Raw genomic sequence first — 26,410 nt, 5'->3', positions numbered from 1 at the left:
GGTATATAGTTACGCATATTGATGATGCATTACCATGGGCAAAACCTTTTTCCAATCTGATTCTAACTCCAAGAAAGCTTATATTAGTTGCACTAGGTTTACTGGGGTCGGTTGTACTAACACTCTACACGCTTATTGGATTGGTAGAGTGGGGCAGCAAGACGATTAATACATGTGTAGTTATTTTTGGCGTAGTTGCAGGTATCATTTTCATGACGCTGCACGAGCTACTTAATAAAGGGATAACAACATATCCAGCATTTTGGTCTAAAAAATTAGCAAAAAATAAGCTACTAACGATTAACGCGACAGGCGAATCTAAAGCACCTATATGCATGAAAGCAGTTACGATTGAAGCGAAATGCTCAGTTTGTGGGGAAGACCTGTTAATTGAAAAGAGCAGAGAGTTTCATAATAGGTTCGTTGGCAAGTGCAGGGTAGCACCGTCAGAACATGTGTTTTCTTTTGACCATATAACGAAGGAAGGAAAATTCCTTCGTTAAAAACAAGACCGTATTTTTAAAGATCATTATGAATAAAGCGTTGGCGGTTATATAAACTCGGGTTTGCTTTGGAATCGGATAGCGCCATGCTCGATACGTGCATATCCAAAAGCCTCATCTAATGAATCGAACGGTCCAGCCATTTGCACATTCGAGCATTCACCAGAAGTAACGATAACCATGCCACTGATAAAAGCATCAGTGTTGTGCATTTCATTTAGCGTACTTGCTTTTAAGCTATCTAAAGTCATTACCAAACAGCAGAGGTCATCTGTAGCTAAATCAAATGGTGTCTCATCGGGCAAGCGTTCTCGTGAATAACCGAGAAATTGTTGCTCTGACACAGAGAGCGGAGTACTACTTTCCTGAGTAACAAATTTATTAGCGCAGCAATGCTTGTATTTCTTGTTGCTCCCACATGGGCATTTATCATTTCTACCAATTTTCATATTTGTCTCTAGTTTGTTTTGTTCAGTACAGTTATTTACACAAGTCCAAGATGCCTTCGGCTTTTGGGGCTTTCCCCTCACGGGAAATCCCCAGTCGCCTTCGGCTACCCCCTGATCCTTCGTCGACAGCCCGTCCTTCCCGTTGGGAGGGCGGGCTGTCAACTCGTTCAGCGGGTGACGAAAAGAGCTGCCAGTTTTTATCTGGTATAGCGTATGTGCCTTCAGTGAAACGGATGTGTTTTGGCTTTTGGTTGTAAGCGTGTTTTGAAAGGGTGCTTAACTCACAATGTTGATACTGCGTTTTAATTTGATTTTCATACTCGAGGGAGAAAGGGCGTTCTATACGCTTCACGTTTGCGCCACCCATCATAATTAAGTAAGAAAGCCAATCAGATTCATCTGCCGCTTTTTGAAGCTTTCCTAATGGTGTGTCACTACTTTCTAATTCTAACTTTCTTAACTGTCGCCATAACGTAACCGAAGGCAGCCCTAAAAATTGAAACTGCCTTATATTGTATAGTGATGCCCAAGCAGTGATTTTTGATGCAGACTGTTTCGCATCGTTGCCGTAGTTGTCGGTATCTAGAAATTCACCATCAATATTTTTACAAATGTATTTAGCGATATAGTCTTGCGCTGAACCCTTTTCAGGATCTATTGGCTCTGCTTTGAATCTATTTTTGTCCGCGCCGGATTCGTCGGCATCATCTTCCATTGCATAATGCCTTAAAATACTTGTTACACGTGCCAACTGTTCTGGCGGTGTGAATAGCAATAAATGCCAATGTGGTGTGCCGTCATGGTGTGGCTCAACAACACGCAAGCCGAACACTTCTATTCCTTCGCGATGGAACTGTGCTCTAGCTTTGCGCCATTGGGCATTGAGATACTCATTAGCATCTTTAACAGAATAATTTAAATATTTAGGGTTCGGCTTACCCGATTGGTAGTGTGAATGGAACTTGGATGGTGTGGTGATGGTATAAAAGCACCCCACATGGTTTAGCAGTTTGGAATACTCTTCCGTTCCTTTTATTCGAACCATCAATTCGGCTCTTCTTACTTCAGGATTAGATACGTTTGCCTTATAAGCATCCAGCATAGAAATAAACTCACCGTCAGCACTGCAGAACCATTTAGATTTCATAAACTCAAGGGCTTGCTCTTTTTCCCACTTAAATTGGCGCAATCGGTCACTACTGCAATAAGCACTTTTTTTCTGATTCACTAAGTCTAACTGTCGACGTATTTCTTCTACTTTTTGGCTGGCAATTCGTTTCAGCTTGTTGAACCAAAATTTGTCTGAACGCGCTTGAATAATGCCCTCAGTAGCTGAAATGTCGTTAGGAAGACTGATGTTGTATTTAAGAAGTTTGGCTTTGCATAGACAGAGTGCGTGGGCTTCACTTAAATCGGCGGTATCGCGCAAGCATTCCATAGCTTTCGATTTAGCAAAGGCTTTGAGTTCTTTGATGTCAGAAGTTAGGTTTAGATCTGCTAAGTGAAGGTGTTTATTTAGGCTGGAAAGGAAGCGGTTGGCTTGTACATAGTCATGTTGTTTAGACAGCTTGAGGTACTTATGCGCAGCGTCATAAGCAAGAGGGGATATAAAATCGAATATCTTTTTGCGAAAAAGGTGACATTCACGTGTACCAATACCACTTGTTAACTCATTAGGGCAGGTGACAGTCTCGCGACATTCGAGTACAGATTCACGACACTTTTGAGCCCTATTTAGACCCTGAAAGACCGAATGAGTAGAAAGTGATGGTTCGCTGGAAACAGCGTTATTAGAGGGATAGAGCGGTCTAGAAGGTTCTAGACCGCATCTGGAATTGGTGGAGCTGGCGGGATTTGAACCCGCGTCCAGAAAATGTCTACCTTTGGTACTACATGCTTAGTTTGTCTTTTCTTTAACTACTTTAGACCCCGACAAACAGGGTTCTTGGTAGCTGTCCCGATACTATTTCGCGGTTCAACCTCAGGAGAGTTTCCCTCGCTAGTTTGCTTGGATGACCTTCCGAATCCACGCTAGCAAACAAAGCTGTGGTGGAAGGGCCTATACCGGTTATTAAGCGGCTAGTGCGTAGTTTTCGTCGTTTGCGACTATTTGTATGCGGCTTTTTTAAGAGGCCAGCCGCACCTCTGCATGCACCTCCGGCTTCCAAGATCCTGTCGAATCCTAATCAGCCCCGAGTGTGAAAGCGAAGTATAACATAACTTGCTTGCGGTTAAATGATTTCTTTATATTTTGCTTTCAAAAGATGCATTTATCGTCAATAACCATTAAAGTGTACCGGCTTAAAATTACAATTGATGTGCCAATGCCTTCAGACTCAATAATATATACGCCTTATACCTTACCTTGCGGGGTAGTGGTACGTAATCGCCTTGTAAAAGCGGCGATGGAAGAGAACATGTCGAGTGCGGGCTGTCTTCCTGGTAGTGCGCTGTATACGCTTTACCGGTACTGGGCGCATGGAAACTTGGGCATGGTTATTACGGGCAACGTGATGGTCGATCGCGAGTCGATGACAGGCCCGGGCGGTGTTGTGCTAGATAAAAACTCCCCCTTAGAACCGTTCGAGCGCTGGGCTAAAATTATTAAGTCAAATGGCGCGCTGGCGGTGATGCAAATTAATCACCCTGGTCGTCAGGTATTTAAGGCTATGCAAGGCAAAGCCATCGCGCCCTCGGCTGTACCTCTTAAGATGGGTAAACACTCAAAACTGTTTGCCGTTCCAAAAGAAATGACCTGCCAAGACATTCACGATGTGTGCAAACGCTTTGTCGAAACCGCAGTGCAAGCGCAAAAAGCGGGTTTTGATGGCGTTGAAATTCACGCGGCCCATGGTTATCTACTCACCCAATTTTTATCGCCACTAACCAATCAGCGACAAGACGAGTGGGGCGGTTCTATTATCAATCGTGCGCGTTTACTGATTAATATTGTTAGCCAAATTCGCGCGGTATGCCCAAGTGGCTTTATTGTTATGGTGAAACTTAATTCTGCTGATTTTCAGCGCAATGGGTTTAGTTTTGATGATGCCTGTGAAGTAGTACGCCGTTTAGAAGCATTAGGTGTTGATGTAGTGGAATTGTCAGGCGGTAGTTATGAAGCGCCGGCCATGCAAGGGCAAACTCGAGACGATACCACGCTTGCACGTGAAGCTTACTTCTTAGAATTTGCGCACACCCTTGAAACTAAAACCGATATTCCGTTAATGACAACGGGGGGGATCAAGCGGGCTGAGGTTGCTGAAGAAGTGATTCAGCAAGGTTGTTCACTGGTGGGTTTAGCCAGTGCGTTGGCCATTACCCCTGATTTAGCCAAGAAATGGCAGCAAGAATGGCGTTATTCTGGTGTTATTCCACACTGTACGTGGAAAGATAAATCGTTAGCAAGTTTAGCAAACATGGCAATGGTTCGCCGTCAGCTAAGGCGTTTAGGTAATAATTTAACAACCTTGCGTTCGCCATCGCCATTGTGGAGCTTAGTGCTTGATATGTTGCACCGCAAGTCTATGACTAAGCGTGATGTTATTGCTAAAAATGGTAGTGTTCAGCTTGCTAGCCAAGAAAATAGCAGTGGCAAAAACGTTAGCGCTGATAATACGAGTAAAGTAAGTGCTAGTTCAGTTAGTGCAAGTACAAGTGATATTAGGGCGCATCAGCCCAATAAATAATGAGCAGCTAAAAGTAAAACACAGCGTTAAACGCTGTGTTTCATCATTCTTTCTTTCTGACGTTGCCAGTCTTGATCTTTCAATGAGTCTCGTTTGTCTCGTTCATGCTTACCTTTGGCAAGATTGATTTCTAACTTAACCCAGCATTTCTTCCAATACATGGCGGTGGCTACAATAGAGTAACCTTGTCGGTCTCTTGCACCCATAAGTCGGTCTAGTTCGCGCTTTTTCAATAACAATTTACGCGCACGTTCAGGTTCACACACAACGTGAGTAGAGGCTTGGTTTAACGGGCTTATGCGACAACCTACTAAATAAGCTTCGGCATTTTGAATAATCACATAGCAATCGGAAATGTTAACTTTACCTGAGCGAATACTTTTAATTTCCCAGCCTTGAAGCTGAATACCTGCTTCAAATTTGTCCTCTAGGAAATAGTCGTGGCGCGCTTTTTTGTTTTGCGCGATGGTACCTGTGGTGTTTTTGTTGGCTTTATTCTTTTTCATGCTCGCTATTATACTGATTGTCGTAAGAATGTCTGTATACCTATAGCAATATTTATTAGTTCATTTACTAATATTTTTTAGTGCAAAAAGGTATTGTGGCCTTACATAACGATGTGGGGGCGAAACGGAAAAAGCGAAGATGAGAGAAGGGTTTTTTCTGTGGTATTTTTTCTATGATATAATGCGCCTTTCGGTATTTATATAGTGAAGTACATGGCGAGTATACAACGCAGTGCATTGGTAGCACACAGCGCCCAGGCTATGTTCGACTTGGTAAACGATGTTGCGGCTTACCCGCAGTTCTTACCAGGTTGTCGAGACAGCAAGGTTTTAGAAGCATCTGGTGAAAACATGAAAGCCTCATTGTTAGTGGCAAAAGCAGGCATTAAGCAGTGGTTCACTACCCATAACGAACTTGAACCAGGTAAGCGTATAGATATGCAGCTTGTCGATGGTCCGTTTCGCTATTTAACCGGCGGTTGGACGTTTTCAGCGTTATCTGACGAAGCCTGTAAAATAGAGTTAAACCTTGAGTTTGAATTTACCAATAAGTTAGTAGAAATGGCGTTTGGCAAAATCTTCAACAATTTGGCGGCCAATATGGTTGTAGCGTTCACCGAACGTGCTAGGAGTGTTTACGCGTGAGTGAAGGCTTAATGCATATTGAAGTGGCCTATGCACTTCCTACTAAGCAATCTTTGGTTGATGTGTCGATAAAGGAAGGCGCAACAGTGGAAGAGGTAATCCATGCTTCGAACCTGTTAAATGAATACCCAGATATTGATTTATCGAGCACCAAAGTCGGCATTTGGAGCCGCGTGGTTAAATTGCGCGATACTGTTAAGGATGGCGACAGAATAGAAATTTACCGCCCACTTATTGCCGACCCTAAAGAAATTAGAAAACGCCGCGCTGAAAAAGCCAAAGAAGAAGGCCGCGCCGATAAAGTGACTGGCGGCAGGGTTAACCCTTTGAAGGCCACTGATAGACAAACTGGCAAGCAAACTGATTGAAGCTTTGGTTAAGCCCGTTAAATAGAGATTTTCTACCCGTAGAAATAAGTTTTTATGAGTACAAATAAAAACAGCCAGCATATGCTGGCTGTTTTGTTTCAGTTTATCGTAAGCACTGCCCGAGCTAATTAACTCAAACAATCTGCACTAAGCGCTAGTTAAGTTTTTCTGAAATACTACCAAGCTCAAGAAACGGTGATGCGTCAATATCTTCTGCATCCATCATGCTCGCAATTCGCTGAACAGTAGCAACCATTTGGCTTTGCTCCCATTCTTTTAGCTGCGAAAAACGCTCCACGAAGTGTTCTTGAAGTGGGCGAGGCGCGTTCACAACTGCTACCTTTCCTTTCTCAGTAAGGAATACGCCAACTTTGCGCTTATCCTGTGTACTTCGAATACGGGTTGCTAAATCTCTGCCTTCAAGGCGATCAAGAATATTAGTAATGGTCGCAGGGCTCAGGTTTATGTTCTCAGCAATTTCTCGCACCATAATACCTGGCTTCTCTTGAATATTTTGCATTACCAATAATTGTGGGCCTGTTAGCCCAACATGCTTACTCAACTGCTTGCTGCGTAAATCGACGGCGCGGATCACGCGCCGTAGAGCAACCAACAATTCTTCTTCTTTTCGCATTTTATTCCTAATAAATCTGCAACCCTAACCCAAACTACTTAAGCAAATGGATAAAGTGTTGATGCTTTTGAAATTGATCAATAACGTCATTAATGACTGAGATCTTAGACCATCCCATAATGTCGTAGTTTTGACCACCTTCACTTAAGTGAACTTCTGCGCGATAGTACGTGGGCTTTTCGCCTTCGTCTACCTCTGGCATGTCACTCGGGCCAAATTCTGGCTGATGAGTAACCGAAGGGTACACTGCGTATACAAAATCAGGATCGCTTCCCATAGTGACGGTTAACATCAACGCCTCTTCGGTTTCATCAATCACAATTTCAAATTGCTGTGTTTCGAACTCTTTCCCAACTTCTGTCATGGCGGGTTTCACAATTTTCTGTAAATAGCGCCTAACTACGGCTTCATCGGGAAAGGTTACTATGTTCTCTAACCTATCTTTCCAGTTTTTATCACCGTCATTATGCTGCGGCGTTCCGGCAAGCACTTGTAAGCTTTCACGCTTATAGGCTTCTACCCGTAGCGCCTTCAACAGCCCCACTATCGCTATGAGTAACACTATTGCGAAGGGCAGTGCCGATGCAATTGTCATGGTTTGAAGTGCCCCCAAACCACCCGCATAGAGCAGAACTGCACTTACCACACCTACACCAACAGCCCAGTAAATTCGCTGCCACAGTGGCGTGTCGTTTCTACCATGCGAACATAGCATGTCTACTACCATTGCCCCAGAATCGCACGATGTTACAAAGAACACGATTACCATTATTACGGCAATAAAGCTTAATACCGACGAGAACGGGAATTGCTCTAAGAACACGAATAGCGCGACAGCACTATCCTCGTTGACCATGGTGGCTAATATATCCTTACCATGCACGAGTACTTGGTCGATAGCACCATTACCAAATACAGTCATCCAGAAAAGCGTAAAGGCAGATGGGATAAGTAACACACCTAAGATAAATTCACGAATAGTACGACCGTATGAAATACGCGCAATGAACAAGCCTACGAAAGGTGCCCAGGCTAACCACCAGCCCCAATAGAAGATGGTCCAGCCACCAATCCAATCAGTTTTGTCATAGGCAAATAAATTGAAGGTGTTTCTAACTAAGTCAGATAAGTACGCCCCCGTATTTTGCATATAGGCTTGTAGTAAAAATACTGTTGGGCCTAATACTAGAACGATAAGAAGCAGTAAAATGGCTAAAACCATGTTGGTCTCAGATAGAATACGAATACCTTTATCTAGTCCTGTTGCTACAGAGATGACGGCTAAGCCGATAACCGCTGCCATAATTATTATTTGAACAGTGGTATTTGAAGGTAAGCCGAATAAGTAATTAAAGCCCGCATTAACTTGAGATGCGCCTAACCCTAGTGATGTTGAAACACCAAACACGGTAGAGGTAACGGCAAAAATATCGACAACATGGCCTGGCCATCCGTAAATTCTGTCACCGATTAACGGGTATAGGGCAGAACGTAAGGTTAGCGGTAAATTCTGTCGGTATGCAAAGTAGGCCAATATCAGCGCCACCACAGCATAAATTGCCCAAGCATGCACACCCCAATGGAAAAAGGTCGTTTTCATTGCTTCGCGCACAGCATCAATACTTTCAGCTTGCGCCGTCGGTGGTGCTAAAAAGTGCATCAGGGGCTCGGCGACACCAAAAAACATAAGTCCTATACCCATACCGGCAGCGAATAGCATAGATAGCCACGTAGTGAACTTGAATTCTGGTAATGCGTGGTCGGGGCCCAGCTTAATTTCACCATAGCGAGACATGCCCAGATAAACTACAAATAACAATACAATTGCTACCGTAAGTACATAAAACCAGCTGCCATTAGTCACAATGACTGATTGTATAGTTTTGAAAAGTGAATCTGCAGTTTCAGGCAAAGCTGCCGCAAAAATGAGCAGGCAGGCAATAATTATGGAAGATGTGTAAAACACGGGTTTGTTTAAAGGTGATGTGTTCTCAGTTTCGCTCACGCTAATACTCGTCCTTTCTCTTTTCTGTCGACTTAGAGTTATTACGCAGAAATATACAGTATGGAACAACTTTTATAAACTTTGATTGTAATTATTAGAGCTGATTCTTTAAATGAATAGCACTTTTATAAATTCACGTTATAGAACGGGTAAAAACTAAAGTATAAGTGAATAAATAATCGTTAGAGTAGAAATTAATCTTGGTTTGTGGGTTAATAGAAATGTTATTATTGATAAGTGTTTTAAGTAAACACTGTTCAAAGAATAAAAAATCACCTAATAGGGAAAACACACATTATGCGTAAAACTCAGCTTAGCTGTGCAATTGTTGCTGCATTGGCATCTTCACCGTTGCTCGCTCAAGAATCTGAAGCGCCAGCGAAACTTGAAACTATAGAAGTTACAGCCACTAAACGCGCCGAATCTATCCAAGATGTACCTGTCGCCGTTACTGCACTTAATGGTAAAGCACTCGAAAATTTAGGCATTGATAATTTTCAAGACTACGTTGAATTCCTTCCAAACGTAGTGTTTCAGGGCACAGGCCCGGGCCAAAACGAAATTTATATTCGTGGCGCGGCAACTACCCAATCAAATATCATGTTATCTTCAGTTCAAGCATTACAACCCTCCGTTGCTTTCTATGTAGATGAACAGCCTGTATCAATGGCTGGTCGTAACCTAGACGTGTACGCTACTGACGTTGCGCGTGTTGAAGTCTTACCTGGGCCACAAGGTACTTTGTTCGGTGCAAGCTCTCAGGCAGGTACAATTCGTTTGATCACGAATAAACCCGACCTAAACAGTTTTGGTGCTGGTTTTGATACCAATATTGGTTTCACCAAAGGCGGTGAAATGAGTAACTCGGTAACGGCTTACTTCAATATGCCACTTACCGACAAGTTAGGTTTCCGCGTTGCGGCTTACAACGATAAGCAAGGCGGCTGGATTGATAACGTGATGAACGTGCCAGGCGAAGGTGGTTACATTGGAAGCGCGGTAGTTATCGACCGTATCTCTGGCGGCCCACTTGCTGATCCGGTTGCTATGGATCAAAACCGCGTAACTAACCCTGCTATCAATTCAAACGAAGAAGCCTCTGTAGTATCACCTCAGAACGATGCGTTAGTTGAAGATGATTTCAACGATGCTTTGTACACAGGTGCTCGTTTTGGTCTGTTGTATGAATTTAATGATGATTGGGATTTGCTAGTTCAGCACACCCAACAAACGTTAGATACTGAAGGTGTATTTGCTTACGACCCAACCCTTGAAGGCGAAAGCTCAGCAATTCGTTTTGCTCAAGAAGAAAACAAAGATGAGTTCGGATTAACGACTTGGACATTAGAAGGTCGTTTAGAAAAACTAGACCTTGTGTACACAGGTGGTTATTTAGATCGTGAAATCGATACCTTAGCTGATTACACGGGCTACACCAATGGCGGTGCTTTCGCAGCGTATTATGTGTGTAACCACTATGAGTCTGGCGTTGAAGCTGAAGATCAGCGTTGTCTAGATCCAACCAAGTATTTTAGAGAAGATACAACCACAACCCGTTCAACTCACGAGCTTCGTTTTGTGACTACCATGGATACACCTTGGCGCGTAACGGCTGGTTTGTTCTATGATGACCAGGAAGTGGCAACAGTAGGGCAGTTCAAAATTGCTAATACTGACGGCGAGCTTACACAATACGGCTTCAACAACCTACAAAAAACCCTAGTAGGTACTGATGGTATAAACAGCGATGGAGGCCCGTTCCCATCCGAAATTAGCTTTATCAACGATATTACCCATACCGTTGAGCAAATTGCTGTATTTGGTCAGTTTGAATACGATATTACCGATTCACTAACCGCGAGTGTTGGTGCCCGTTGGTATCAAATAGATGATATCTACACAGGTTCAACCTCTACCGTTGACGTAACACGTCGTGTTAAAGCATTTGGTTCACTTGACCCAGATGAGCTAGCTGCGGTAGGCCTAGACCCAGATGCAGTAAATGCTGCTATTGCTAGTGGTCAGCTAGAAACAGATTTGCTTGGTAGCGATGGTGTACTTACCGTTGACGATACTATCTTCAAATTCTCACTAGATTGGAAAGTTAACGATGATGTTCTATTGTTTGCTAACTATTCAGAAGGTTTCCGTCCGCCAGTAACCAACCGTGTTGGTGGTGGTTTGGCGAAAAACCAAAACGGTGCATTTGAAAACTTCCGGATTCCAGTGTACTCAACCACAGATACCCTCGATAATTACGAGTTAGGTGTGAAGGGTGACTTCTTAGACGGTATTCTACGTGTAAACGCTACAGCGTATTACTCTGAAATTTCTGACTTACAAACGTCACGTTTCGACCCAACTAACATTTCTTTCTTAGTATTTACCGACAACGTTGGTGATGCAGAGATTCAAGGTTTGGATGCTGACATTACTTGGTTAGCCACAGACGACTTAGTGATTAACGCAGCATTTAGTTTATTAAATACTGAACTAACCAGCGTAAATTCTGAACTAGAAGGCATTGCCGCGGGTGTAGGCTCTGAGCTTCCTTATTCTGCAGGCTTCTCGGGTAACATCAACGCGCGTTATTTCTTCGAACTAGAAGGTGACAAGCGTGGTTATGTGAATGGCTCTGTAAGCTACACGGGTGACCGTTATGCTGGCATGGTAATGGACGCTTACGTAATGGAAGATGCGACGCAACTTATTTACGGCACAGGTTCTGGCCTTAAAATTGAGAAGCATGCTGATGTTTACGAAGGGGTAACCTACACCGACTCTAACGGTGACGTATTTGAAGGTGGCCGTTACGTACAAGAATCTTACATGCTAGCTAACCTAGCCGTTGGTGTGACTAACGATGTCTGGAAAGCCGAGCTTTATGTTGATAACGTGTTTGATGAAAGCGCGATATTAAATATTGATACTCAGCAGTTTACACCTAAGGTAGTAACGAATCGTCCACGCACTATTGGTGTTCGTTTCTCTTACGATTACTACTAAGCCCATTGGGTGTAATCTGACTTTGGTGTAATTTGAGTTTGATGTAACATGTTACACCTACCTAAAACGGCATTCCTTAGGGTATGCCGTTTTTTTATGTTTTTAGGCATGCTGTATTTATGAATTCACAAGAACAACAAACCCTTTCTGCGTTAAAACAAAGTTTGATGCAGTCTAATCATCAGCATGTTATTGCGCAGAGTAAGCAGTTTCTTGATGCTAAACCCAGCGAAGATGCAACCCGCGAAGCCATGTATGTCATGGCAGTGGCGTACCGACTATCCGGGAATATCAAAAATGCTATTACTACGCTTTCACAGTTAGTCGGCTTGTTCCCTGATTATGGTAGAGGCTTTCAAGAGTTGGGCTACTGCTATGCTCGCGACAATGCCCACAGCGAAGCTGCCAATGCTTTTTATCAAGCAACCCGTTTTAATCCAGCGTTATTAGCTGCGTGGCAGCAACTTGAAGCGGTATATCAGCGTGACAATCAACCCCAAGCCCTTCTATTAGCGCAGCAGCACATCAGTTTCCTGCAAAGCTTGCCCAAACCCTTGCTTGGCGCACACGACCTTATGCACGAAGGTCAATTGCATAAAGCAGAGCAGGTCTGCCGTCAGTTTTTAGCCAAAAACAAACATCACCCTGAAGCAATGATGCTACTGGCAGAATTAGGCGTACAGCTAAAGGTGTATCACGATGCTGAGTTTTTACTAGAAAGCTGTGTTGCACTTTACCCTGAAAACGATAAAGCCCAAGCGGCTTATCAGGGGCTACTGGCAAAACTGGGCAAATTTCCGCAAGCCGCAAAGGTTGCACGAGCGCGCTTAGCACAACAGTCAAATAGCTTTTCTATAAAGGTAAGTTTAGCCCATGCTCTCGTGGGTGTAGGTGAGTTAGAAGAAGCGATTGGTATTTATCATAGCTTACTGGCCGATAAACAAGACCGCCCCGCACTGTGGGTTGCCCTCGGGCATTCGTTAAAAGCAAAGGGAGACGTGAAAGAGGCCATTGCTTCTTATGAAAAAGCCGCCGACTTCGCACCTGATTTTGGCGATGCGTATTGGAGCCTAGCTAACACGAAAACTTATCGATTTGATGATAACGCCTTGGCGGTTATGCAACTTCAAGAAGCGTTAGAAACGACAAAGCTAGACGACAGAATTCACCTTTGCTTTGCACTAGGGAAAGGCTTTGAAGATGCCAAGCAGGCCGACAAAGCGTTTGATTATTATGCTAAAGGTAACAGCCTTAAAAAGCGCACGCATCGATTCGACATTACCCGCACAGAAGCGGCACTTGAAGCGCAAGCATTGGCCTGCGATGCCGAATTAATGAGTGAATTTAGTGGTTGTGATGCACCAGATCCTATTTTTATTGTTGGCTTGCCAAGGGCGGGCTCTACGTTGCTAGAGCAAATTTTGGCGTCTCACTCTATGGTAGATGGCACCATGGAGCTACATGATATTTTAGGCATTGCCTCTAGCTTAAGTAATCAAAAGAAAGCGTACCCGTATAATCTTGCCGATTTATCTGATGAAGCGTGCATTGCCCTTGGCGAAAAATACATGGCGCAAACTCAAGCGTATCGCCAAGCAGCGCCTTTCTTTATTGATAAAATGCCGAATAACTTTGTACATATTGGGCTTATAAAGCGCATTTTACCGAACGCGAAAATTATTGATGCTAGACGCGACCCCATGGATTGTTGTTTCAGTGGCTTTAAGCAGTTATTCGGGGAAGGGCAGGAGTTCAGCTATTCGTTAGATGATATTGGCCGTTATTATTGCGCTTATGAAAAGCTAATGAACCACTGGCATAAGGTATTGCCCGATCACATTCTTACTGTACAGCACGAAGATGTGCTTGAAGATTTGGAAGGACAAGTACATCGTATTCTTGATTTTTGTGGCTTGCCATTTGAACCTGCTTGTTTGTCTTTCTATGAAACCAAACGAGTGATTAAAACCCCAAGTTCAGAACAAGTACGCCAGCCAATATACAAAACGGGTATGCAGCAGTGGAAACCGTTTGAAGGGTACTTAGATGAACTTAAATTGGCGTTAACTAAACGAAGCAACATGTCTTAGGAACGTTTATGTCTTTAAAAAATAGCTTCACATTGATGGCTCAATACAATCAGTGGATGAACGAGTCTGTATATTCAGCTGCATCGCAATTGAGCCCAGCCGCATTGAGTGAAGATGTGGGGGCTTTTTTTGGATCTATCTTAGGCACGCTTAACCACATATTGGTTGCCGATATTATTTGGCTTCAGCGATTTGCACAGCATCCTGATAAGTTCAACGAGTTAGACTGCGTAGTGGCAATGCCACTTCCTAAAACGCTAGATGAAATGCTTTTTGAGGATTTAACAGCACTTCGTACCGTAAGAGCAAAAGTGGATGAGTCTATTGTGGCCTTCGCCAATGCATTATCAAGCGAAGTGCTAACCACTGACTTGTCATTTCGAGATACTACGGGCTCACCATATACAAAAAACTTCGGTCAGCTTATACAGCACTTATTCAACCATCAAACACATCACCGTGGGCAAATTACTACCTTACTATCGCAGCGCGGTTTAGATGTAGGGGCGACCGATTTACTGGAGCTAATCCCTGAGATTAAAAACACCTAAGTTGTTAAACAAACAACTCATTTTGCTTTTCAAAAATTGGCATCTCTATAATTTTCAGACAGGGCCTCAAACCCACTCACTAAGTCGGAAAGCTCTTCATCAATGCCTTGCTGCCGTTGGCGGTGAAATTGTCGGGAAAGCTCGGTTTGAATTTCTTCTATATTTTTTTCGGCACGTTGCATAGCAGTTAATCTACTTGCGTTTTCACTGGCCAATGATTCAGTGCATGCCCTATACAAGGTAGCAAATAAATACTCGCCAATTAATGCACTAAACGTTCTCTTTGTATCAGTAAGCAACTGAGGTAAACAGCGGGAAGGCCAACGCGTTACGATTAGCTTTTGATGCCATTCGCTATCAAGCGGCAATACCTTCTGACTACATGCCTCGTATTTTGCGTTGGGTAAACTACGATTAAATACAATGTGTAGTGCAGATAGTTCATTTGATTGCTGCAGTGCTTCTATTTCTTGCAGCAATGAAGTGACCAGCCCTGTTACTGCATTAATTGAACTAGGGAGCGCAAAAGGCTGCTCAAGAGGTATATTCAAACTACTTAAGTGAGTTTGAATACGTTCACCAATAGCCCACACCCGCTTTTCGCCTGGCAGCGTGTTCATAGTGTTAAGCAGATGGGAAACCAAGGCGTCGTTGAATTTACCGACTAGTCCCTGATCAGAACCAATGGCGATGAACCCTACCTTGCCTAAAGACGTTGTTTTGTTCACTGTTGAATAGTTTACTGCTTTGCTATTTATTTGATTACTATGAAAATAAGCAACTAACCCGAGCTGTACAGTTTTGTAATAATCATCAAGTGCTGCAACCGCCATTTCATACTGGCTAATATTCGCTGCTGCCATTGCCTTCATAGTTCTCACCACCGACTTTAAGTCATTGGCACTATTAATTTTGCGCTGTAAGCCGCTGCTTAACTCTCCCATGTTAGCTCTCCCATGTTAGCGCTCGTTGACAGATAGCGTTTTAACATCCGAAGTTGATGCCACACTTGCCAGTTTTGTCTTTATCATCGTTATTACAGTGTCGCTTTCTTCATCGGATAATGGCTGTGCTGTTGCTAATTTTTCATACAATACTGGGGCGAGCGTACCAAGCCCATCAATGATTGAACCTTGTGCGCTATCAATTAACCTGAGTGAAACGGTATCGAGCAGCCCTTTAGTAAGAGCAAGTAAAATGGCAATTTGTGCGGCTACTGAAAAGGGATGAGATTCCGCTTGTTTCATACAAGCTCGAATGCGTAGGCCGTGTTCAATAGCCAAAAGACTATCGGAGTCTAGTCGTGCACCAAAGCGTGCAAAGGTTTCTAGTTCTTCAAATTGGGCATACGCTAACTTTAGGGCACCTGAAACCTTTCTAAACGCTGGTTTCTGTGCTTTGCCGCCAACACGAGATACCGATTTCCCTACATCTATTGCGGGTAGCACACCAAGAGAAAATAAAGTAGGCGATAAGTATATTTGCCCATCAGTAATAGAGATTAAATTAGTCGGTATATAAGCCGACATATTTTGCTCTTCAGTTTCAATGATAGGCAGGGCGGTGAGTGAGCCGCCACCTAGTGCTTCGTTTAGGTGTGTGGCACGCTCTAACAGCCGTGAATGCAGATAAAAAATATCGCCTGGAAATGCTTCGCGTCCAGGTGGTCTGCGAAGGAGTAATGATAGTTCACGATAAGAGCGCGCATGCTGCGTTAAGTCATCGTAAACAATAAGAACATCGTGACCTTGTTGCATGAAATACTCGGCAATGCTGGTTGCCGCGTAAGGTGCAATGTAATCGAGCCCGGGGGGATCATTTCCTTCTGTTACCATAACCACTGTGTATTCTAATGCCTGGTTGCGTTGTAATGTGGTGATGGTTTTGGCCACAGACGCCGATTTTTGCCCTATGGCGCAATAAATGCAAAGTACGTTTTCGTCTTTTTGATTTAAAATAGTGTCGATAGCTATTGCTGTTTTGCCCGTTTGACGGTCGCCCAGTATTAATTCTCGTTGGCCACGACCAATGGGTAACAACGCATCCAATGCTTTTACATCGGTTTGTAGAGGCTCTGTAACAGGGGAACGTGACATAATGTCTGGCGCAGGTCGTTCAATGGGGAGCCGTTCGCGGGTAACAATATTACCTTTAGCGTCTAGCGCATTGCCTAATGGATCGATAACTCTGCCTATCAACTCATTGCCCACGGCTATATCCATCACGCGGCCGGTGCGTTTTACTTCATCACCTGCATGCAGCGCTGTGTAGTCACCTAGCATAATGACGCCAATCTCATGCTCATCAATATTAAATGCTATACCGTAAATATCGTTTGGAAAAAGCAGTAATTCTTCAAAGCCAGCCCCGAATAAGCCTGACACAATAGCAATGCCAGCGGATACGCTTTCAACGGTGCCCATCTCTTGTAAGCTGACATCCGGAATATGCGATTCTCGAATATACTCAAGTTGATTGAACACATATTGATAGCGTTTTTTTAAGGCATTGTTGTTAGCGTCGTTCATGTTATGACCTTAACGGTTAGCGCTTAACGAATGGTGTTCGTTGTCGGCGGGCATATTTGCGCCATTTTCTTCATACTGAGCATCAATAGACAGCTCTACCTCGTGCTGCAATGCACTCAACATTTCATTAGCGCTCCAACTGAGTTTCCAACCGCCAAAGCTAAGTGCTAAACCCGCAATTAACTGAGGATCTACCACTAAGTTGAGGGTTATAGTCAGGCTATCGCCGCCAGCCTGTTCAGTAGCCCGTTGGGAGGGGTGGTCAGTTAGTATGTCTTCTAAACATGCTTTTAGGTGCTCACATTGTGGTTGTGATAAAGGGGCGATACTACGTACTGTGGCATGCCCTTGGTTTTTTTTGATAGCTAGGCATAACTCATGGTGTTGCACTTCGCTAAGGGCCTTAAGGTGCGATAAAAGTTTGTCGAACATTTTATCTTGAAGTTGTTGGTCTGCGAGTTCGCTTATTACCTTACGACTAAGGGCAAACACTTCTTTCACGCTTTTATCAATCACTTCGTTTTGTAACATTTGAATTTCAGTATTCAGCGCATTGGTGCGTTTTATTGATAACGCATCGGCTTGTGCTTTTGCATCTTGTAAGGCGGCTAAGGTTGCTTTGTGTGCTTCTGCTTTGGCTAATTCAATAATGGTTGAACGTTCAGCATCTATATTGGTTAGTTTTTCTTTATATTGAGCTTCAAGGTTCTCTGCGTGTTTCTTTTGGGTCTCGGCATTAGATAGAACACTAGCAATTTTATGTTCACGGGCATCAATGCCATCAAGAATAGGCTGGTATAAAAAGCGCTTAAGCAGCCACACTAATATCAAAAAATTGATAATTTGTGCAATAACAGTAAACCAATCGATAGGCATGGTTTAGCCTCCATTTTGGGCAATAAAATAATTCCAAAACGGGTTACTGAATAACACAATCATTGAGACTACAAAGCAATAGATAGCAGTTGACTCAATCATGGCGAGCCCTACAAATAAAGTACGGGTAATGGTGGGCGACGCATCGGGCTGTTGGGCAAGCGCGTTTAGCGCACTGGCAACTGCTTTTCCTTCTGCAAGCGATGGCCCCAGCACACCAATACCTATGGTAAGACCTGCGGTGATAATTGAGCAAATTGCTATTAACGTAAGACTGTCCATTATTCTGCCTTTTGTTGTGGTGGCGTTAGGGTAAGGGAGGCTTTCGCACTAACCGTGCTGGCAGCGGCAATGTAAACCGATGCCAATACAAAAAAGATATAGGCTTGAACCATACCGGTCAGCAGGCCAAGCAGTGACATAACAACAGGAAAAATTAGCGGCGAAATAACCAGTAGAATGGCTAAGATCATGGCGCCACTCATCATGTTTCCAAACAAGCGTACGGCAAGGGCTAGGGTGCGTGACAACTCGCCTACAATATTGAAGGGCAACATGAAATACGTGGGTTCCGTGTAAGAAAGTAGATACTGTTTCACCCCTTTGTTTTTTATTCCGTAAAAAGGCACAGATACAAATACACAAAAAGCCAGCGCAAGGGTGGTGGATAGGGAGCTACTAGGCGGCTCAAATCCAGGGAAAATAGTCAATAGATTTGCCATTGCAATGAACAAAAACAATGTACCCAGAAACCCCATGTAGCGTCGCGGCTTATCTAAGCCTGCATCTGAAATTTGGTCATTGATGGTGATGACTATTATTTCTAAGGCATTTTGCCAGCGTGAGCGGTGATTCTTTTTATTGAGGTTACGAGTGATAAAATAGGCGCTAACCACCAGTATCGCCATAATGACCCAAGTAAAAACAAGCGTAGCGCTCAGTTTAATTACGCCATATTGCCAATACACAATTTCATCCGGGCTAAGGTGCATGATGTAGTGCTCCTTTTTCTGCGCCGGTAGGATTGGCGTTATTAGTGATTTTAGTCATTAATATTCTGCCTATCACAAAACCTGCCAAGCAGGCTGATAGACGCCAAATATCATTATTACCCACCCAGTAAAAAACACTGATTGCCGTCCCCATGCGTAGCAATAAGCTACTTAAGAACCATAGCGCTGGCTGCGTGGCATTCATGCCTTTTTTCACGGTAAACCACAGGGCATAGAAAAAACAGCAACCTAGCATTGTGCCTATTAGAAAAGGCAAAATAAGTGAGGTTAAACTTAAATTTTCGATGGGTATCATTGCTAAGTAGCTCCTTATTCGTTTTCTTTACTTGTTTTCGTTTTGGGCACAGTGTTTGCCTTAGTGGGAGCCTTAGTGGGAGCCTTAGTGTTGGCCTTCATCGTGACGGTAGGGCTATGCATTGCTGCATACTCTTTGCTAACCCAATTCCACGCAATAAAACAGCCCAACGTTAACCCTGCCAGCAAAAATATAAGCGTATAAGCGCGAGAATCACTAATACTGGCCTCAAGCCAAATGCCTAATGCAATACCCAAAAGTGTGGGAAGTGCTACAGACCAACCCACAATACCCATTAACCCTAATCCAAACCACACGCCTGGGTGTTTATGGCGCTTAGCATATAACTTTAATGCCACTTTCTTTTCTACTTGATGAGACATGTTCTGTGAGCGTGGCGTTTTATTGTTTTTAGCTTTAATGGGTGGTTTATCCATAAAGCTACTGCTGAGACAGTGATGAAAATTGTTTGAGAAACCCGGTTTCCAACTTAGCTAACACAGCCCGCAGGGCTTGTTGCTCTTCATCCAGATGAATAAATTCTTGGGTAACTGCTTGTTGCAAGGTTTCAAGGGATTTCCCACTTATTGCTCTTCTAACGGAAATAGAGACTTGCTTTCCCGTTTTCACTAACACCCCTTGGTCAATAGCAATAAACTGCGGGGATTGGTTATTACATTGATAAGTTAAAATTCCTGGTACCAAGGGGGTGATACAATCTAAACGGTGAGGCAGAATGCCAAAACTTCCTGAAGGGGTTTCAACAATCAGATTGCTGATGCCTGAAAGCTGGGCAAATATTTGATTGGGTAAAAGAATATTAACCTGCATGATGTGCCTCATCTGATGCTGTTTTAGGTGCTTTATGACCGCTAATCGCGTCATTAATATCGCCAATCATGTACAACGCGCTTTCGGGATGCTCGTCAAATTCACCGCTTAAAATGCGTTCGCAACCTTCTAATGCTTGTTCGATAGTCACGAACTTTCCTTTCATGCCAGTAAATTGCTCGGTAGTGAAAAATGGTTGAGTAAAAAAGCGCTCTAATCGACGGGCTCTTGCCACAACATTTCGATCTCTTTTAGATAACTGTTCTAACCCCAACATGGCAATGATGTCTTTTAATTCATTGTATTGGGCAAGAATATGACGAACCTGTTGTGCTATTTGATAATGTCTATCACCAACCACATTAGGCGTAGCTAGTTTTGAACTTGACTGCAACGGATCGACGGCAGGATAAAAGCCTTCACTAGCGCGTTTGCGTGATAGTACTAAGGTTGCTGATAGGTGAGAAAAAGTATGCACCGCTGCTGGATCGGTAAAGTCATCAGCAGGTACATAGACTGCTTGAATAGACGTAATGGCACCGTTTTGTGTATTGGCGATACGTTCTTCTAAACTTGATAATTCAGTGCCGAGGGTGGGTTGGTAACCCATTCGTGATGGCATTTGGCCCATTAGGCCAGACACTTCAGAACCCGCTTGAATAAATCGAAATATGTTGTCGATGAGTAATAGCACATCTTTCTTTTCGTCATCACGAAAGTACTCAGCCATGGTTAGCGCGCTGTGACCTATTCTAAAGCGGCTTCCAGGAGGTTCGTTCATTTGCCCGAATAGCATAACCATGTTGTCTAACACTCCAGCCTGTTTCATCTCGCGATAAAGCTCTTCACCTTCTCTGCAGCGTTCGCCTATACCGCAAAATATACTTACGCCTTGTTGGTGGCTTACCATGTTGTGGATCATTTCGGTGAGCAAAACGGTTTTGCCCACGCCAGCGCCACCAAATAGGCCCGCTTTTCCGCCTCGCTCAAGCGGACACAGAACATCAACGATTTTTATGCCGGTTTCAAATATCTGTAGCTGGCTGGAAATACTAACAAGGGGAGGAGGGGATTGATGAACGCTGCGCCGCTCTGTGTTATTAATAAAGGGTTTGCCATCAATAGCTTCACCAAACACATTGAACATTCTGGTGAGTATTGAAGGACCAACGGGCACTTTTAGCGGGCCTTGTGAACTTTTTACTAACATACCGCGAGCTAAGCCCTGGGTAGGCGTTAGCGCAATAGTGCGTACCTTTTCTGCCGAGAGTTGAGAAACCACTTCTAACGTTATTTTACCGTCATTAGCGTAAATGATGGTGTGGATGTCTGGCAGTTGATTAGTAAAACGGATATCAACAATACTCCCTCTTACCGCCACAATAACGCCAACATGCATCGCATCTATTTGTTCTTTGGTTGAATGTGTCACTTGATGCTCGCTCAATAAAAGATGCTATCACACCAATAGAATACGCCGTTTATTTATTGAACAATTTGACCTTTATCAAACATTTTGAATGTTTGATTTAAATACATAACAGTTTAATGATTAAACTGCATCGGATTTGAATATGAACTCCAGGCAGTGATAACATTAAAAAATGAATATGACTCATGCCTTTGTCGTGAATTTTAGTCGGGTATCTTAATCGGGTATTGGGCCGGGCAATGATACCCCTCATTGCCGTTCGCTAAGGTGACCGGTGATTAATGGTGCCGGTGATTAATGGAACGTTTGATGAAATCAGCATTAGTTTGATAATGCTTACTTAATAAATGGAATTAGTACTATATGAAAGTTTTACCTCTCGCCATCTTATCTTTAGCATGTTGCTCTTGTGCCACTGTGAAAACAATTTCTCCTGACAACAACCATGTTCAAATTGAACATCAAGGTAAGAAAAGTTACTGCGAAGAAATACCTCGTGTATATAGCGGTTTTTCATACAATGTATGTTTGTTAAACGGTGAACCAAGCCGACGTGAAAATATCGGTTCTACGTTTGGGAATGTCCCTTTCTTTGTTATTGATGCCGCGTTTTCTATTGTGGCTGACACTATTGTTATTCCATACACCGCAGTACAACAGATAGACAAAGGCAGCATTAACGTTAACTAAACTACACTTTCACTCGCTTCTTTATCATTTAGCTCCTCGTGTAAAAATACTCAACTTTACGTAAAGGCGATGGTAAGACGACCATCGCCTCCGCTAAGGTTGATTTTACTAAGATGATAAAATGGAACGCTTGTTATGAATATTAATGTGACATTGTTAGGGCAAGTTATTGTTGCCTTTGCTTTACTCATGGCTGCGCTTGGCTATTACTTAGGAAAACGAAAAACCCAATCGCCTATTCTTACCGCTGTCGTAGCTTTCTTTGCTGCACTCGTGCCGCCGTTAGCAATTATATTGCTAATCGTACTGGTACTAAAAAACGATGTGCAAACGTCAAAAACATAACCTTGGATTAACGAAGCATGCCCGCTAAAGCTTTCGTTTAGCGCATTTTTGTAGCATCAACTTATACGTTCATTTCTGAGCTTCTAGGTTACGCCTAGAAAGACTACACCTAGAAAGACACGCAACATATCTCGTTACACCTCACTCTTTGTCAGCAAAGCAGTTATTGCTTATGCTGCTCTTAAGCTAAATGCAGCGGGCGTGTCGCTTTCAATTCACCTAGAAGCATCTATAAGCGGCTCAAACTGCGTCACATACACGTGGGAATGATGATGGAAGAAGTTATTGTAGGGGAAGTAGCCAAAGGTCTCTTCAGGGCAGCTGGTTACCTAATTATTGAATTGTTTTTTTGGACAGTTTGCTATTGGGTAGGTTGGCCTATTTGCAAAGCGGTCACGTTTGGCGGATACCCAAAACAAAATAATCTACGGCGCTCAGAAAGTGAGAACGGACGGGAAAGTGAAGGCCGAAATTTTGGTGGCCGTAGTAGTAATCAGCACAGTAATGCATGGTGTGCATTGGTGGGTCTTGCCGTCGTTGTATCAGCTTTCTTGTTCATAATAACCCACTTTTAATAGCCAACAGTTATGCCAGTTACCGTGAATTAGGTATTTATTAGTAAATAACCTGCGACATTGAACAGGTTACATGTAATGCTTTGAACATTAGAACAATGACCTACCAGAGCTATTATGAATTTAGATAAATCGACAAAACGCATTGCTAAAAGGGTAAAGAAAGGATTTCAAGGCTACCCACAAATTACTTTAACGTATTATGGCGAAACGCCTGATTGTGCAAACGAAGTAGTGATGGGATTTATTGCCGAAGAAGGCGTTGCGCCACAAGAGCAGAAGTTTGCCAGCAAGACTGACGCAAGAACCGATGAAACTATTCAAACTACATTACTTAAAGTTATTGAACGGGCCGACGCAAAAACGGTAACAGAAGCCGAAGAGATTGTGGTCAGAAAATAGCGCATGTTTAGCAGCGCTGTTGTTTATCAAGAGCCTTACATAGACGTTAGTAAAACGATTTAAGTAGAAAGTTACCAATAGAAGTGACCAGTAGAAAGTAGTGAGCCCAGTTAATGCCATAGCCTGTTTTAATGGCGTGTTTTAAATTTTAGCGTGAAGAAAAACACCAACAAATAACAGCTGAACGAAAACCAGTAGGGCAGCGAGGCATCTATAGCGTAAAGATATGAGCCTAAAAGCGGGCCTACTGCGAACCCCAAAGGTGGGCAGGCGCCAGCGATGCCTGCTACAGCACCTTGTTCATCTGATGATACCGCTACCGATACCCCAGCCATAAAACCCGGCCCCGCTATGCCTAACCCCAAACCCAATACGCACATGGCTGACATAAATTGAAGTTTAGTTTCACCAGAAGCTAAGATAGCAAACGCTATCATCATGATGGGCATTGAGAGCCGTAATAAGGTGAAAGGGCGAAGCTTTAATCGAGGAATAACCAGCATTTGAACCAACAACGCAGATGCGGCAGAAATCATTAAACTGAAGCCTACAATTTTGGCGGTATGGGTGCTGTTTAGTCCGAAGGTGTCTTGAAACCGAAAGGCTATAGTTTGCTGAACGATGGCAAAGCCCATAAACAACAATACGCCTGCTACTATTAATGGAAATATTCTAGGATCAGTGTATTTAAGCTTCTTGGGTGCTGAAGTATGTGTAGGCTTAGGCAATACGGGCAAAGAGAACATGGCTAATACCGCGACGGCAACGGTTACACCCACAGAAAAGTAAAGCGGCGTAAGTAAACTTATACTGGCCAACAACCCACCAATGGCAGGCCCCAAAATTGAGCCAATATTGGTTGCAGCACCTAGCGCGCCCATCCCCTTTACTCGCTCTTCTACCGTAGTGATATCTGCCATGTAGGCACTTGCTGAAGGCGATACAGCAGCCATTACCGTGGCATTGCCCACTCGCGTAATGATAAGTAAGACAAGCGCTGCTAAAGGAGCTAGAAGGCCTAATAGTGCAGCTTGGAATACACCCGCGAAAACCAAAGTACCCGCAGAATAACCAAACAATCCTATTAAGAGTACTTTCCGTCTACCCCAGCGATCGCTAGCACGCCCCCACAAAGGGCTGATTAAAAATAATGTGAGAGATGAGCAAGAAATAATGGCGCCAATTTGCACTTCTATTAGGCCAATTTCTCTACCCAGCGGTGCTAAAATTGCGAACAGAACGGTTTGCGCAAAACCAATGGCAGCTGCGGCTAATAGCAGTGTATTTTTAGCTAACTTATTAGACGGCATGGGTTGTGTCATAGTGAAGATTACTGCTTGGTTAAACGGTCAATGATGAGTGTAGTGTTGTCAGCCATTCTGGATGTTGCCACTTAAACAATCCTATGTACGTGCACGTATGTTAGCGAGCAAGTCAGCCAGAACATTAGCGAATTTATTGAGTGAACGTGCAAAGGTTCCACAAACATTAATATAAATGCTTATGGAACTGCCTATGCACGAGCTTGTATAACTGCTTATGTAAGCGACGCGAGGGCTTTCCCTGAGAATTCCTCTAGTTCATCAAGCTGGTTGTTTTTGATTTTATTTGCCCAATTGGCATCTTGGAGTAGGGCGCGGCCTACGGCTACCAAATCAAACTCGCCTTTTTCTAAACGTTCAATCAAATCATCGATAGCACGCGTGTTAGAACCTTTACCCGTAAACGCACCAAAGAAATCATCGTTAAGACCTACTGAACCTACGGTAATCGTTGGCTTACCGGTAAGCTTTTTGGTCCATCCTGCTAGGTTTAAATCACTACCTTCGAATTCATTTTCCCAGTAACGGCGCTGTGAACAATGGAAAATGTCTACACCTGCATCGCTAAGCGGCGCTAAAAATTCTTCAAGTAATTGTGGTGTTTCCGCTAGGCGCGCTGTGTAATCTTGTTGTTTCCATTGTGAATAACGCAGCACAATGGGGAAGTCAGGTGAGGTTGCGGCGCGGATCGCTTTAATAATTTCTACCGCAAAGCGACCACGGTTCGCCATGCTGCCACCCCAATCATCGGTGCGCTCGTTAGTGCCGCTCCAGAAAAACTGGTCAATCAAATAGCCGTGTGCGCCGTGAATTTCAATACCATCAAAACCAATGCGTTTAGCATCTGCCGCAGCGGTTGCGAAAGCACCGATTACAGACTCAATATGTTGTTGAGTCATTGGCTCTGCGCCTTGCTTACCAGGCTTAAATAAGCCTGAAGGCCCTGCACTAGGCAGTTCCGGGAAAGGGGCTTTTTCAGCAACACGAGCCATTCCTACGTGCCAAAGCTGAGGCATAATTTTACCACCAACACTGTGCACGGCCTTTACCGTTTCTTCCCAACCGGCAAGTGCCTTGTCACCATGAAAGACCGGAATCCGATGGCTCATATTAGCTACTGGATCGTTTACCGTAGTGCCTTCTGTGATAATTAATCCTGTTCCACCTTCAGCGCGGCGGCGATAGTAATCAGCAACCTCTGTGGTAGGAATCCCTTCAGGAGAAAATTCACGAGTCATCGGTGCCATTACAATTCTGTTGTCTACCGAAAGCCCTTTATGTTCGAAAGGGGTAAATAAGGCTTGAGTTTTAGTGGTCATGGGTAGTTATATTCCATATATAGTACGCAAAATGTGCTTAAAAACGCGTTAGTCTTTTAAACGAACATTCAACGCAACAAAATTCATTTGGGGAAACGTTAGTAGGCCGCTTTATCGTTTTCGTATTTTTTTAGCTGAGCTTGTCGATACTGGCTCATCGATACAGCCTCATTAATACGTGCTTATTAAAACGAACTCTATGATAAGCGTACGCTGCTTAGGTTTCACCGGTCTACGAGACTGAATATAGTATTAGCAGATGACGAAGAGTCAATTTATCAATCTGAATGGTCATACCAGTGGTTGCCCGCATGCAGTTTTACTCTAGCCGTAAAAATA

General features: G+C 43.5%; 27 protein-coding genes and 1 other RNA gene. 11 read left to right on the top strand and 17 right to left on the bottom strand.

Translation table 11 applies throughout. From position 1 onward, the window contains the following. Nucleotides 1–503, top strand: a 503-nt coding sequence (locus KYS23_RS08505; protein ID WP_218418382.1) for a hypothetical protein, incomplete at its 5' end; no start/stop codon positions are given. Between the two features lie 47 nt (nucleotides 504–550). Here the strand turns inward: KYS23_RS08505 and KYS23_RS08500 are convergent. The 3 genes from KYS23_RS08500 to ssrA all read right to left on the bottom strand — a co-directional run bounded on the left by KYS23_RS08500 (nucleotide 551) and on the right by ssrA (nucleotide 3,146). Next, entirely contained in the window at nucleotides 551–952 is a 402-nt protein-coding gene (locus KYS23_RS08500; protein WP_218418381.1) for an SEC-C metal-binding domain-containing protein, read from the bottom strand. A 31-nt stretch (nucleotides 953–983) separates the two neighbouring features. Continuing rightward, the gene (locus KYS23_RS08495) at nucleotides 984–2,390 is read right to left on the bottom strand and encodes a replication endonuclease (protein ID WP_218418380.1); all 1,407 of its coding nucleotides are present in this window, start codon (nucleotides 2,388–2,390) and stop codon (nucleotides 984–986) included. Nucleotides 2,391–2,788: 398 nt separating this feature from the next. Continuing rightward, nucleotides 2,789–3,146: a transfer-messenger RNA gene (ssrA, locus tag KYS23_RS08490) on the bottom strand. A 130-nt stretch (nucleotides 3,147–3,276) separates the two neighbouring features. On the opposite strand from ssrA, the gene KYS23_RS08485 reads away from it, so the two are divergent. Further along, on the top strand, nucleotides 3,277–4,638 hold the full coding sequence (locus tag KYS23_RS08485) for an NADH:flavin oxidoreductase/NADH oxidase family protein (RefSeq protein WP_232370601.1): 1,362 nt from the start codon (nucleotides 3,277–3,279) through the stop codon (nucleotides 4,636–4,638). A 26-nt stretch (nucleotides 4,639–4,664) separates the two neighbouring features. On the opposite strand, the gene smpB is transcribed toward KYS23_RS08485, so the two are convergent. Next, the gene (gene smpB, locus KYS23_RS08480; protein WP_013783878.1) at nucleotides 4,665–5,144 is read right to left on the bottom strand and encodes an SsrA-binding protein SmpB; all 480 of its coding nucleotides are present in this window, start codon (nucleotides 5,142–5,144) and stop codon (nucleotides 4,665–4,667) included. A 213-nt stretch (nucleotides 5,145–5,357) separates the two neighbouring features. Here smpB and KYS23_RS08475 point away from each other — a divergent pair, with 213 nt between their 5' ends. Next, nucleotides 5,358–5,789: a type II toxin-antitoxin system RatA family toxin gene (locus KYS23_RS08475; RefSeq protein WP_013783879.1), complete on the top strand. Its 432-nt coding sequence runs from the start codon at nucleotides 5,358–5,360 to the stop codon at nucleotides 5,787–5,789. After that, nucleotides 5,786–6,157, top strand: coding sequence for an RnfH family protein (locus tag KYS23_RS08470; RefSeq protein ID WP_218396404.1), 372 nt, complete (start codon nucleotides 5,786–5,788; stop codon nucleotides 6,155–6,157). The genes KYS23_RS08475 and KYS23_RS08470 overlap by 4 nt, the downstream gene beginning before the upstream one ends. 154 nt (nucleotides 6,158–6,311) lie before the next feature. Here the strand turns inward: KYS23_RS08470 and KYS23_RS08465 are convergent, their stop codons facing one another. Together KYS23_RS08465 and KYS23_RS08460 are read right to left on the bottom strand one after the other, a co-directional pair. After that, nucleotides 6,312–6,791, bottom strand: a complete 480-nt coding sequence (locus KYS23_RS08465; protein WP_159530033.1) for a MarR family winged helix-turn-helix transcriptional regulator — start codon at nucleotides 6,789–6,791, stop codon at nucleotides 6,312–6,314. Between the two features lie 34 nt (nucleotides 6,792–6,825). Beyond that, nucleotides 6,826–8,796: a BCCT family transporter gene (locus KYS23_RS08460; RefSeq protein ID WP_159530035.1), complete on the bottom strand. Its 1,971-nt coding sequence runs from the start codon at nucleotides 8,794–8,796 to the stop codon at nucleotides 6,826–6,828. Nucleotides 8,797–9,093: 297 nt separating this feature from the next. On the opposite strand from KYS23_RS08460, the gene KYS23_RS08455 reads away from it, so the two are divergent. The 3 genes from KYS23_RS08455 (at nucleotide 9,094) to KYS23_RS08445 (ending at nucleotide 14,443) form a co-directional block, all read left to right on the top strand. Beyond that, the gene (locus KYS23_RS08455; RefSeq protein ID WP_159530037.1) at nucleotides 9,094–11,802 is read left to right on the top strand and encodes a TonB-dependent receptor; all 2,709 of its coding nucleotides are present in this window, start codon (nucleotides 9,094–9,096) and stop codon (nucleotides 11,800–11,802) included. A 119-nt stretch (nucleotides 11,803–11,921) separates the two neighbouring features. Beyond that, the gene (locus KYS23_RS08450; protein ID WP_159530039.1) at nucleotides 11,922–13,892 is read left to right on the top strand and encodes a tetratricopeptide repeat-containing sulfotransferase family protein; all 1,971 of its coding nucleotides are present in this window, start codon (nucleotides 11,922–11,924) and stop codon (nucleotides 13,890–13,892) included. Nucleotides 13,893–13,900: 8 nt separating this feature from the next. After that, complete coding sequence (locus tag KYS23_RS08445; RefSeq protein WP_159530041.1) at nucleotides 13,901–14,443, top strand: DinB family protein; 543 nt, start codon at nucleotides 13,901–13,903, stop codon at nucleotides 14,441–14,443. Between the two features lie 29 nt (nucleotides 14,444–14,472). On the opposite strand, the gene KYS23_RS08440 is transcribed toward KYS23_RS08445, so the two are convergent. Genes KYS23_RS08440 through atpD form a run of 9 tightly spaced genes read right to left on the bottom strand, consistent with a single transcriptional unit; the run spans nucleotide 14,473 to nucleotide 21,385 of the window. Then, on the bottom strand, nucleotides 14,473–15,387 hold the full coding sequence (locus tag KYS23_RS08440; protein ID WP_218418379.1) for a F0F1 ATP synthase subunit gamma: 915 nt from the start codon (nucleotides 15,385–15,387) through the stop codon (nucleotides 14,473–14,475). Between the two features lie 15 nt (nucleotides 15,388–15,402). Beyond that, a complete protein-coding gene (locus tag KYS23_RS08435; RefSeq protein WP_218418378.1) occupies nucleotides 15,403–16,971 on the bottom strand; it encodes an alternate F1F0 ATPase, F1 subunit alpha in 1,569 nt (522 codons plus the stop codon). A 9-nt stretch (nucleotides 16,972–16,980) separates the two neighbouring features. Then, nucleotides 16,981–17,847: a F0F1 ATP synthase subunit B family protein gene (locus tag KYS23_RS08430; protein ID WP_218418377.1), complete on the bottom strand. Its 867-nt coding sequence runs from the start codon at nucleotides 17,845–17,847 to the stop codon at nucleotides 16,981–16,983. A 3-nt stretch (nucleotides 17,848–17,850) separates the two neighbouring features. Continuing rightward, nucleotides 17,851–18,129, bottom strand: a complete 279-nt coding sequence (locus tag KYS23_RS08425; RefSeq protein WP_013783888.1) for a F0F1 ATP synthase subunit C — start codon at nucleotides 18,127–18,129, stop codon at nucleotides 17,851–17,853. Continuing rightward, nucleotides 18,129–18,839, bottom strand: coding sequence for a F0F1 ATP synthase subunit A (locus KYS23_RS08420; RefSeq protein ID WP_159530049.1), 711 nt, complete (start codon nucleotides 18,837–18,839; stop codon nucleotides 18,129–18,131). Before KYS23_RS08420 ends, KYS23_RS08425 begins: the two co-directional genes overlap by 1 nt. Further along, nucleotides 18,829–19,155: an ATP synthase subunit I gene (locus KYS23_RS08415; protein ID WP_159530051.1), complete on the bottom strand. Its 327-nt coding sequence runs from the start codon at nucleotides 19,153–19,155 to the stop codon at nucleotides 18,829–18,831. The genes KYS23_RS08420 and KYS23_RS08415 overlap by 11 nt, the downstream gene beginning before the upstream one ends. A 14-nt stretch (nucleotides 19,156–19,169) precedes the next feature. Further along, the gene (locus tag KYS23_RS08410) at nucleotides 19,170–19,592 is read right to left on the bottom strand and encodes an AtpZ/AtpI family protein (RefSeq protein WP_218418376.1); all 423 of its coding nucleotides are present in this window, start codon (nucleotides 19,590–19,592) and stop codon (nucleotides 19,170–19,172) included. Between the two features lie 4 nt (nucleotides 19,593–19,596). Next, nucleotides 19,597–19,986: a F0F1 ATP synthase subunit epsilon gene (locus KYS23_RS08405; RefSeq protein WP_159530055.1), complete on the bottom strand. Its 390-nt coding sequence runs from the start codon at nucleotides 19,984–19,986 to the stop codon at nucleotides 19,597–19,599. Beyond that, on the bottom strand, nucleotides 19,976–21,385 hold the full coding sequence (gene atpD, locus KYS23_RS08400) for a F0F1 ATP synthase subunit beta (RefSeq protein WP_159534469.1): 1,410 nt from the start codon (nucleotides 21,383–21,385) through the stop codon (nucleotides 19,976–19,978). The genes KYS23_RS08405 and atpD overlap by 11 nt, the downstream gene beginning before the upstream one ends. Nucleotides 21,386–21,781: 396 nt before the next feature. Between atpD and KYS23_RS08395 the strand changes: the two genes are divergently transcribed. The 4 genes from KYS23_RS08395 to KYS23_RS08380 all read left to right on the top strand — a co-directional run bounded on the left by KYS23_RS08395 (nucleotide 21,782) and on the right by KYS23_RS08380 (nucleotide 23,430). Further along, nucleotides 21,782–22,108 (top strand): YceK/YidQ family lipoprotein, encoded by a 327-nt coding sequence (locus KYS23_RS08395; RefSeq protein WP_218418375.1) that lies wholly within the window; start codon nucleotides 21,782–21,784, stop codon nucleotides 22,106–22,108. Between the two features lie 135 nt (nucleotides 22,109–22,243). Then, complete coding sequence (locus KYS23_RS08390) at nucleotides 22,244–22,453, top strand: hypothetical protein (RefSeq protein WP_218396418.1); 210 nt, start codon at nucleotides 22,244–22,246, stop codon at nucleotides 22,451–22,453. A 272-nt stretch (nucleotides 22,454–22,725) separates the two neighbouring features. Next, complete coding sequence (locus tag KYS23_RS08385; RefSeq protein WP_013783896.1) at nucleotides 22,726–23,028, top strand: hypothetical protein; 303 nt, start codon at nucleotides 22,726–22,728, stop codon at nucleotides 23,026–23,028. A gap of 117 nt (nucleotides 23,029–23,145) precedes the next feature. Further along, nucleotides 23,146–23,430 (top strand): hypothetical protein, encoded by a 285-nt coding sequence (locus tag KYS23_RS08380; RefSeq protein ID WP_013783897.1) that lies wholly within the window; start codon nucleotides 23,146–23,148, stop codon nucleotides 23,428–23,430. Nucleotides 23,431–23,558: 128 nt separating this feature from the next. On the opposite strand, the gene KYS23_RS08375 is transcribed toward KYS23_RS08380, so the two are convergent. Both KYS23_RS08375 and KYS23_RS08370 read right to left on the bottom strand, forming a co-directional pair. Next, nucleotides 23,559–24,752 carry an MFS transporter gene (locus tag KYS23_RS08375; protein WP_159530061.1) on the bottom strand — a complete coding sequence of 398 codons (1,194 nt, stop codon included), beginning with the start codon at nucleotides 24,750–24,752 and terminating at the stop codon, nucleotides 23,559–23,561. A 215-nt stretch (nucleotides 24,753–24,967) separates the two neighbouring features. After that, complete coding sequence (locus KYS23_RS08370) at nucleotides 24,968–26,071, bottom strand: NADH:flavin oxidoreductase (RefSeq protein WP_013783899.1); 1,104 nt, start codon at nucleotides 26,069–26,071, stop codon at nucleotides 24,968–24,970. Nucleotides 26,072–26,410: the final 339 nt, after the last annotated feature.

This window comes from Alteromonas lipotrueae (assembly GCF_019249255.1).
In the GTDB taxonomy this organism is placed as follows: domain Bacteria; phylum Pseudomonadota; class Gammaproteobacteria; order Enterobacterales; family Alteromonadaceae; genus Alteromonas; species Alteromonas lipotrueae.
The sequence above is the reverse complement of the archived record's forward strand: the minus strand, read 5'-3'. Positions and strand labels throughout refer to the sequence as shown.